Origin of the sequence: Paracoccus luteus, from assembly GCF_004522155.1 — a bacterium.
Taxonomy (GTDB): Bacteria; Pseudomonadota; Alphaproteobacteria; order Rhodobacterales; family Rhodobacteraceae; genus Paracoccus; species Paracoccus luteus.
Map to the genome: position 1 here is coordinate 68,352 of NZ_SDEA01000007.1, position 8,971 is coordinate 77,322.

Below are 8,971 nucleotides of genomic sequence, written 5' to 3' on the forward strand. Positions count from 1 at the left end.
GACCCTCGCGGATGGACAATTTCAGCCTGCTGATGGGGGGCTTCGGCACCGCGCTGACGCCGCTGCACATCGCGCTGATGATCGGCGGCGTGCTGATGGGGCTGGTCGTCGGCGTGCTGCCGGGACTGGGCGCGCCCAACGGCGTGTCGCTGCTGATCCCGCTGACCTTCAGCCTGGACCCGACATCGGCGATCATCCTGCTGTCGTCGATGTATTGGGGGGCGCTGTTCGGCGGGTCCACGACCTCGATCCTGTTCAACATCCCCGGCGAGCCGAGTTCCGTCGCCACCACCTTTGACGGCTATCCGATGGCGCGACGGGGCCAGCCGACGCGCGCGCTGACGCTGGCGTTTATGTCGGCGGGGTTCGGCGCGCTGCTGGGCGTCGTGGTCATCACCCTGCTGGCCGGCTGGGCCGCGCGTTTTGCGCTGCGCTTCGGGGCGCCGGAATATTTCGCGGTGTATTTCCTGGCCTTTGCCGCCTTCATCGGCATGGGCACCGGCGCGCCGCTGAAGATCGTGGCCTCGCTTTCCGCGGGCCTGCTGCTGTCCACGGTCGGGATGGACAGCGTGACCGGCGTGGTGCGGCTGACCTATGGGTTCACCGACCTGCTGGGCGGAATCAGCTTTCTGGTCGTGGTGATCGGCCTGTTCGGCCTGGGCGAGATCCTTGCGACCGTGCAGGAAGGGCTGCGGTTCCGCGGCGTCGCCTCGCGCATCCGGCTGGGCGACGTGCTGGCCACGATGGCGGAACTGCCGCGATACTGGGCCACGCTGCTGCGGTCGGGCGTGGTGGGGACGTGGATGGGCATCACGCCGGGCGGGCCGACGGCTGCGTCGTTCATGTCCTATGGCGTGGCCCGGCAGGCGTCCGGCAAGTCCGGCCCCGCCTTCGGCACCGGCCGCCCCGAAGGCATCGTCGCCCCCGAGGCCGCCGACCACAGCGCCGGCACCTGCGCGATGCTGCCGATGCTGGCGCTGGGGGTGCCGTCGTCGGCCACCGCGGCGGTGATGATGGGCGGGCTGATGATCTGGGGCCTGACCCCCGGCCCGATGCTGTTCGCCACCAAGCCCGATTTCGTCTGGGGCCTGATCGCCAGCATGTATGTGTCGAACGTCGTCGCCGTGATCCTGGTGCTGGCGACGGTGCCGCTGTTCGCCGCGCTGCTGCGCATCCCGTTTGCCATCATCGGCCCGATCATCGTCGCGATCTGCCTGGTGGGCGCCTATACCGTGTCGTCGGCCGGCTTTGACCTGTGGCTGGCGCTGGTCTTCGGCCTTGTCGGCTATCTGCTGACGCGGCTGGACTATCCGCTGGCCCCGCTGATCCTGGCGATGGTGCTGGGGCACAAGGCGGAAAACGCCTTTCACCAGTCGATGATCCTGTCGGACGGGTCGCTGGGCATCTTCTTTTCCAACCCGCTGGTGGCGTCGATCATGGCGATCGCGCTGGCCCTGCTGATCCTGCCCCGGCTGGGCGGGCTGCGCCGGCGACGCAACCCGCCCGAGGTCGTGGAATGAACCATCACAGCTATTTCGCCCGGCCTCGGGGACGGGTCGTGGAAACCTGCATCCTGGGGACCGGCGGGTTCGGGCAAAGCTATCTGGCGCAGGTGCCGCGGGTGCCGGGCCTGTCCTGCCGGCTGGCCGTGGACGTGGACGCGGGCCGCGCCTGCGCCGCGCTGGTCGCCGCAGGCGCCGACCCCGCGCAGGTCGCGCAATGCGACACCCCGGCCGAGGCGCTGGCCGCGTGGGACGCGGGCAGGCTGGTCGCCACCGGCGATTTCGCCGCCATAGCCTCCTTGCCGTTCGAGGTCGCGATCGAGGCGACCGGCAGCCCCGAGGCGGGCGCCCGCCACGCCCGCATGGCGATCGCGGCGGGCCGCCACGTCGTCATGGTGACCAAGGAAACCGACAGCGTCATCGGCCCCGAACTGGCGCGGATGGCGGCGGCGCGGGGCGTCGTCGTGACGCCCGCGGACGGCGACCAGCCCAGCCTGCTGATCGGGCTGGTGACATGGGCCGAGGTGCTGGGCCTGACCATCCTGTGCGCGGGCAAGTCCAGCGAATACGACTTCGTCTTCGACCCGGCCACCGGGCAGGTGACGTCGAACGGGCGGACCGTTCCCGCACCGGGGCTGGCGGATTGGCTGGACCCTGCCGGCCGCCCCTGGGCCGTCGTCGCGGCGGGGCGCGCGGATGCCGCCGCCGCCCTGCCCCAGCGCGCCGTGCCCGATCTGTGCGAACTGACCCTGGTCGCCAACGCCACCGGCCTGTCGCCCGACCGCCCCGACCTGCACGCCCCGATCCTGCGCATCCCGGAAATCGCGGGCGCGCTGACCACCGCCGACCGGGGCGGGCTGCTGGCCGGGGCCGGGCGGCTGGACGTGTTCCACTGCCTGCGCCTGTCGGGCGAGGCCAGCTTTGCCGGCGGCGTCTTTGTCACCGTCGCCTGCGACGACGCGGCGACCTGGCGGATGCTGGGCGACAAGGGCCACATCCTGTCGGCCGACGGGCGCAGCGCCGCCATCGCCCTGCCCCGCCACCTGCTGGGCGTCGAGGTGGCGACCAGCGTATTCGAGGCCGCGCTGCTGGGCCGGTCCTCGGGCGCGGAACGGCCGCGGCCCCGCATCGACCTGACCGCCTGGGCCGACATCGCGCTGGAACCCGGCACCCTGCTGACAGCCCAGGGGCATCACCACAGCATCCACGGCGTCAGCGGCCGCATGACCCCTGCCGGCCCGCTGGGGGACGGCGCCGCGGTGCCCTATTACCTTGCCGCTGGCCGCAGGGTGATTCGCCGGGTCGCCGCGGGCCAGGCGATTCGGGTGCAGGATCTGGATATGGGCGGGCAGTCCGAACTGGCGACAATCCGCCGCAACCAGGACAGGAACGCCATCTAAGACGCCGCCGGGAAGTTGCGGCCCCAATGGCCACGGCGCGGGATTTCCGATGCTGCGCGGGCAGTTCCGGCGCGTTCTCCGCGCAAATCCTGCGCGCCGCCAGACCCTCGCGGTGCGCGCGCAGGTCAGTCCGACCGCGCGGCCATTCGGCACCAAGCCGCCGATATGTCACCGAACCGGGCCGGGACATGCCGACGATTTGCTGAATGTTAACATCTGGGTTGTCAAATGCCGCCAGCGCCGCGATCACGCCGCCGCCGGTCGATGCAGAACCAGACAGAAATCGGGGCATCGGCTCGGCTGTCCGCAAAAAGATGAAGAGGGAACAGAATGCCTACTCATAGCGACGACATCATCCGAGGCCATTACAATGGCAACGCGATCTATGCCTATGGCGGCGACGACCGCATCTATTGGGGCCAGGCCGACGGCAGCACGACGCTTTACGCCGGGGATCTGAACGAAAGATATGACGCCGACCCGTATAACACCGGCAACCCCGGCGGCGACCGCCTTTACCTGAACGGCTGGGTCGGGGCCAACATCCGCTTCGGCTCGACCGAGAATGGCACCGCGCAGATCGGCAACCAGACCTTGCGGTTCTTCGGCGTGGAACGCGTCCACGGAACGGGTGGAAACGACACGATTTCAGCGGCTAACGCGATCGTCAACACCGCCCACGGCAACACGCCGGAACATGGTCTGTCCATCTATTCGGGCGCCGGCCGCGACCTGATCACCGGGTCCAAGGCCGCCGACGTGCTGGACGGGGGCGCCGGGAACGACACGATCTTCGGCGGCGGGGGCGACGATTTCATCCAGTCCAGCACCGGCAGCGACCACATCAACGGCGGCGCGGGCAATGAAAACATCCGCTGGGGCCTGGGCGACAACGTCGCGCCCGGCAATGACACGATCTGGGGCGGCGCCCACGGCGAGGCGAATGGCGACCTGATCAATATCTGGGTCGTGGCCGGCAACGGCACGACGGGCGCGCGCGTCAACTTTACCACCGCCGAAAACGGAACCGCCGTTTCGACGATGGGCGGCGTGACCAATACGCTGCGTTTCTTCGATTTCGAAAACGGCTGGACGCATCAGGCCAATGATACCGTCAGCGCCGCGAATGCCGTCATTGCGGCCAATCAGCAGGGCATCCGTTTCAACACCCGCTGGGGCGACGACGTTCTGGTGGGTTCGCGCGGGAACGACACGCTGGAAGGCGGCGAGGGCCGCGACACCATCACCGGCGGCCGCGGCAACGACCTGATCTCGGCGAACGGAGAGTTCTACAACCTGCAGGCGCCGGGCGACGGGGACGTGGACACGCTGATCTTCCGCCGCGGCGACGGGGCGGACACGGTGCTGGGCTTCGACGTGGGCGTCGACATCCTGCGCGTGGACGGCCGCGACTATACGGCGACCGAGACGAACGCCGGCACGCTGCTGAACTTTGGCGGCGGCGACAGCGTGCTGCTGAGCAACGTGTTCGACTTTATCTGACGCGTGCGCGTCCGGGATGCGGCGGCCACGCGGGCGCCGCATCCCGGACGTCAGGGCGATGCTTTTCGGTTTCGGCCAGCGTGCCTTCCGCGTCCAGGATGATCGCCTGCGGCGTCACCCCAGCGCCGCCTGCGCCGCGGCCCGGATCGCGGCGATGTTCTCGCCGTAAGGCGCGCTGTTCGACACCGACCCGCCCCGGAACACGGCCGATCCCGCGACCAGCACGTCCGCCCCGGCAGCAGCCAGAGCCGGCGCGGTTGCGGGATCGACGCCGCCGTCGATCTCGATATGGACGGGGCGGTCGCCGATCATGGCGCGCAGGCGGCGGACCTTGGCGGTCATGTCGATGAACTTCTGCCCGCCGAAACCGGGGTTGACCGTCATCACGCAGACCAGGTCGGCCAGGTCCAGCAGATGTTCCACCGCCTCGGCCGGGGTGCCGGGGTTCAGGGCCACGCCCGCGCGCGCCCCCGCCCCCCGGATCGCCTGCAATGTGCGGTGGATATGCGCGCCCGCCTCGACATGGGCGGTGATGATGTCGGCGCCCGCGCGCGCGAAGGCGTCGATATAGGGATCGACCGGGGCGATCATCAGATGCACGTCCATGACGGTCGTGACGTGCTTGCGAAAGGCCGCGACCGCGGGCGGGCCAAAGGTGATGTTGGGCACGAAATGCCCGTCCATCACATCCACATGCACCCAGTCGGCGCCCTGATCCTCGACCGCGCGGATCTCGCGGCCGAAATCGGCGAAATCGGCCGACAGGATCGAAGGGGCGATCTTGATGGAACGGTCAAAACTCATCGGGGCGGTCCTTCCTTGGGCTGCCGTCGGGGCCGAGCCCGCCGTGAAAGACGCGGCCGGCGCGGATGTCGGGGCCGCTGATAATGCACAGATCGTCCGCCGTCACGGGCCGATCCCGTGAAACCAGCCGGTTTGCCTGCCGCAGCCGCGCCAACCCGACCAGATCACGGTCCAGCTCGTCCAGCACCTTGCGGACGCCCAGGTCCCCGCAGGCGGCGCGCAGGTCGATCCTCACAGGCCTCGCATCGTCCATGTCTTTCTTCCTTGTCGAAATATCCCGCGGGGGTCCGGGGGCGCGAAGCCCCCGGCGCGGCAGGCAGCACTCGCTCTGCGCCCCTCAGCCCCTCAGCCCCTCAGCCCCTCAGCCTGCGCCACCCAGCCTGCGCCCCACCAGCCGGTCAGCGCCCCCCGGTCGCCGCGATCAGGCGGTCGCCCGCCCGCCCTCGTGCCCGGCGCGGCGCATCGCGGCGGGGGCCAGCATGGCGCGGGCGGCGGCGGCGCGGCCTGCACGCAGCATCGCCGACGTCACGCTTTGCACAAGGCTCGCCTCGTCCAGCGCCAGCGCCGCCGGCAGGGCGCGCAGGTCGCGCGGCGGCACCGCCAGCGTCGCGCCCAGTTCCGGCCCGGCGCGCACGAGTGAGGCGCCCGCATGACGGGCGACCGCGATCATCGCCGCGTTGTCGCCCTGCATCATCAGCGCGATGTCCGGCACGCCCAGCAGGCTGGCGCGGCGGCGGGCGCGCTCGATCATCTCGGTCCCCAGACCCTGCCCCGTGTGGGCGGGCTCGACGGACAGCGCGACCTGCGCGTGGCCCGGCGGGTGCGGATCGACGAACAGCTCGAACGCGCCGATCAGCCGGCCGTCAAGGAAGCAGCCCTCGACATGGCCGGTGTCCAGTGCGCGCGCGGCATGGTCGTCCAGCGCATCGTCGCTGAGCAGGCCGCAAAAGCGCCAGCGGCGGCCCTGCGGCGTCAGTGTCCGCAGATGCGCGGCATAGCGGTCGGATTCCCACGGGAACAGACGGCGGAAATAGGCGCGGGTCGTGCCCGGCATGTCGATGCGATCCTTGTCAAACGCATCCTCCCTGCCGGCAAGATAAGCCCGCCCCGCCGCGGAACAATGACCGACGCGGCGTCAGGGCGCACGCCTGCGTGATGCGCCCCCGCGCGCGGCCGGCGCACGCCACGGTCGGCCCCGGTCAGTCGATGTCGCGCGCCATGCTGCGCAGCACGAATTTCTGGATCTTGCCGGTGCCGGTCTTGGGCAGTTCCCCGAACACCACCCGGCGCGGCGTCTTGAAATGGGCCATGCGGTCGCGGGCGAATCCGATCAGCTCGTCGGCGCTGGCCTCGGCGCCGGGCTTCAGCTCGACAAAGGCGCAGGGCGTCTCGCCCCATTTCTCGTCGGGCTTGGCGACCACGGCGGCCAGCAGCACGGCGGGGTGGCGATACAGCACCTCCTCGACCTCGATCGACGAGATGTTCTCGCCGCCCGAGATGATGATGTCCTTGGACCGGTCCTTGAGTTCCACATAGCCGTCAGGATGCACGACCCCCAGGTCGCCGGACGCGAACCAGCCGCCGCGGAACGCCTTTTCGGTGGTCTCGGGGTTCTTCAGATAGCCCTTCATCACGACGTTGCCGCGCATGAAGATCTCGCCGATCGTCTCGCCGTCCCGCGGCACCGGGGCCAGCGTTTCGGGGTCGGCCACCATCAGCCCCTGCAGCGCGATGTTGGGCACGCCCTGCCGGGCCTTCAGCGCCGCGCGTTCGGCGGGCGGGCGGTCGTTCCAGTCGGCCTGCCATTCCGACACGACCGACGGGCCATAGGTCTCGGTCAGGCCATAGACATGCGTGACCTCGATCCCCATCGCCTCCATGGCAGCGATGACGGACGCGGGCGGCGCGGCCCCGGCGGTCATCACCCTGACCGTGTGGTCAAAGTCCTTGAGGTGGCCGGGCGCGTTCGCCAGCATCGACAGCACGATGGGCGCGCCGCAGAAATGGCTGACCTTCTCGTTGCGGATCTGGTGGAAGATCGCGTCGGCGCGGACATGGCGCAGGCAGACGGCGACGCCCGCATTGGCCGCGATGGTCCAGGGGAAACACCAGCCGTTGCAGTGAAACATCGGCAGCGTCCACAGGTAATGCGCATGCTGCGGCATCCCCCAGGTGACGATGTTGGACAGCGCGTTCAGCGTGGCGCCCCGGTGGTGATAGACGACGCCCTTGGGATCGCCCGTGGTCCCCGAGGTATAGTTCAGCGCGATGGCATCCCATTCGTCGCCGGGCATCAGCCAGTCGAACGCCGGGTCGCCCTCGGCCAGCAGCGCGTCCCAGGTCACCGCGCCGACCGGCCCGCCGCCGGCAAAGCTCGCGTCCACGATGTCCACGACCAGCAGGCCGGGGATGGCGGCGATCTGCACGGCCTCGGCGGCGACGCCGCTGAACTCGGGGTCGACGATCAGCACCCGCGCCTCGCCGTGACGCAGGATAAAGGCGATGGCCTCGGCGTCCAGCCGGGTGTTGATGGCGTTCAGCACCGCGCCCGCCATCGGCACGCCGAAATGCGATTCGAACATCTCGGGGATGTTGGCGGCGATGATCGCCACCGTGTCGCCGCGCCCGATGCCGCGGCGGGCCAGCGCGCTGCCCAGACGACGGGTGCGGTTATATGTCTCGGCCCAGGTCCGGCGCACCTCGCCATGCACGACGGCGGTGCGCTGCGGCCAGATCGCCGCGGTGCGTTCCAGAAACGTCAGCGGCGTCAGCGCGACGTGGTTGGCCGGGCCGCGGTCCAGCCCCCGATCATAGATGCCGTGTTGCGTCATGCCGCCCCCCCTGTGCCGCCCGGTCGCGGGCGACAGTTCCACAACCCGCCCGCCGGGGGAATATGCCCCGCCCTGCCCTTTGCGCATCGCGGCCATGCGCGCGGCTGCCTCCGTCAGGGCCGCGCATCCGGGCCGCCATTGCGCCGCAGCCGCCATGCGCGAACCGCCTCGGCCGGCAGCAGCGCAAAGCCGCGGCCGTATCGGCGCGCCAGCCGCCGGGGGTCGGACAGCATCCGCCACAGCCATTCCGCCTTGGCCATCCGCGCGATGCGGGGCGCGCGCCGCTGGGTGCCCGCCAGGAAATCCAGCCCCGCCCCGACCGAGGCGAAGCCGCAGCCCGGCACCCGGCCCCGTCCCCGCGCCGCCAGCCGTTCCTGCCGGGGCGCGCCCAGCGCCAGGAACGCCAGCCCCGCGCCGGACGCGGCCAGCCGGTCCAGAACCGCGCCCGCCTCGTCGCCGTCGGGGTCGAAGGGAAATCCGGGCGACAGCGTCAGCGCGACCCGCAGGCCCGGCACGGCGGCGCGCAGCGCCTCGGCGGCGCGGTCCAGCGCGGGACCGGTCGATCCGATCAGCGCCACGGATACCCCGGCCGCCGCCGCCACGCGCGCCAGCGGCAGCACAAGGTCGGACCCCGGCGCCAGCGACACGGGCCGCCCGGCCAGCCGCGACAGCCACACGATGGGGTTGCCGTCGGCCACGACGAAATCCTGCGCGGCATAGGCGGCGCGGAACGCCGCATCGCGGCGCAGCTGGTCCAGGTGATCGACGTTGATCGTGGCCAGCGCGAACCCCTGCCCGGCCGCCAGCCGCGCGGCCACCTGCGCCAGCAGCGACCCCGCGTCGGCGCAATTCACCGTCACCGCCGTCCCGTCCTGATACTGGAACCGCACCCCTGCCCCCTGCCCGTTGCCGTCAGCCACCCGCCTGCGCC

At 70.7% G+C, this 8,971-nt stretch carries 8 protein-coding genes; 3 read left to right on the forward strand and 5 right to left on the reverse strand.

What is annotated here, in order from left to right; translation table 11 throughout:
* Positions 1–11 precede the first annotated feature (11 nt).
* From EPA64_RS10320 to EPA64_RS10330, 3 genes are all read left to right on the forward strand, one after another.
* Complete coding sequence (locus tag EPA64_RS10320; RefSeq protein WP_134726275.1) at positions 12–1,520, forward strand: tripartite tricarboxylate transporter permease; 1,509 nt, start codon at positions 12–14, stop codon at positions 1,518–1,520.
* A complete protein-coding gene (locus EPA64_RS10325) occupies positions 1,517–2,902 on the forward strand; it encodes a flagellar biosynthesis protein FlgA (protein ID WP_134726276.1) in 1,386 nt (461 codons plus the stop codon). Before EPA64_RS10320 ends, EPA64_RS10325 begins: the two co-directional genes overlap by 4 nt.
* A gap of 330 nt (positions 2,903–3,232) precedes the next feature.
* Entirely contained in the window at positions 3,233–4,405 is a 1,173-nt protein-coding gene (locus tag EPA64_RS10330) for a calcium-binding protein (RefSeq protein WP_134726277.1), read from the forward strand.
* A 114-nt stretch (positions 4,406–4,519) separates the two neighbouring features.
* On the opposite strand, the gene rpe is transcribed toward EPA64_RS10330, so the two are convergent.
* The 5 genes from rpe to EPA64_RS10355 form a co-directional block, all read right to left on the reverse strand.
* Positions 4,520–5,209 (reverse strand): ribulose-phosphate 3-epimerase, encoded by a 690-nt coding sequence (gene rpe / locus EPA64_RS10335; RefSeq protein WP_134726278.1) that lies wholly within the window; start codon positions 5,207–5,209, stop codon positions 4,520–4,522.
* Positions 5,199–5,462: a hypothetical protein gene (locus tag EPA64_RS10340; protein WP_134726279.1), complete on the reverse strand. Its 264-nt coding sequence runs from the start codon at positions 5,460–5,462 to the stop codon at positions 5,199–5,201. The genes rpe and EPA64_RS10340 overlap by 11 nt, the downstream gene beginning before the upstream one ends.
* 168 nt (positions 5,463–5,630) lie before the next feature.
* Positions 5,631–6,263, reverse strand: coding sequence for a GNAT family N-acetyltransferase (locus EPA64_RS10345; RefSeq protein ID WP_134726280.1), 633 nt, complete (start codon positions 6,261–6,263; stop codon positions 5,631–5,633).
* Between the two features lie 145 nt (positions 6,264–6,408).
* The gene (locus tag EPA64_RS10350) at positions 6,409–8,040 is read right to left on the reverse strand and encodes an acyl-CoA synthetase (protein ID WP_134726281.1); all 1,632 of its coding nucleotides are present in this window, start codon (positions 8,038–8,040) and stop codon (positions 6,409–6,411) included.
* Positions 8,041–8,153: 113 nt separating this feature from the next.
* Entirely contained in the window at positions 8,154–8,930 is a 777-nt protein-coding gene (locus EPA64_RS10355) for a WecB/TagA/CpsF family glycosyltransferase (RefSeq protein WP_134726339.1), read from the reverse strand.
* Between the last annotated feature and the right edge of the window lie 41 nt (positions 8,931–8,971).

Coding starts and splice junctions, on each gene's coding strand:
- EPA64_RS10340 (WP_134726279.1), bottom strand. CDS start 5,462: ATGGACGATGCGAGGCCTGTGAGGATCGACCTGCGCGCCGCCTGCGGG.
- EPA64_RS10325 (WP_134726276.1), top strand. CDS start 1,517: ATGAACCATCACAGCTATTTCGCCCGGCCTCGGGGACGGGTCGTGGAA.
- EPA64_RS10345 (WP_134726280.1), bottom strand. CDS start 6,263: ATGCCGGGCACGACCCGCGCCTATTTCCGCCGTCTGTTCCCGTGGGAA.
- rpe (WP_134726278.1), bottom strand. CDS start 5,209: ATGAGTTTTGACCGTTCCATCAAGATCGCCCCTTCGATCCTGTCGGCC.
- EPA64_RS10330 (WP_134726277.1), top strand. CDS start 3,233: ATGCCTACTCATAGCGACGACATCATCCGAGGCCATTACAATGGCAAC.
- EPA64_RS10350 (WP_134726281.1), bottom strand. CDS start 8,040: ATGACGCAACACGGCATCTATGATCGGGGGCTGGACCGCGGCCCGGCC.
- EPA64_RS10320 (WP_134726275.1), top strand. CDS start 12: ATGGACAATTTCAGCCTGCTGATGGGGGGCTTCGGCACCGCGCTGACG.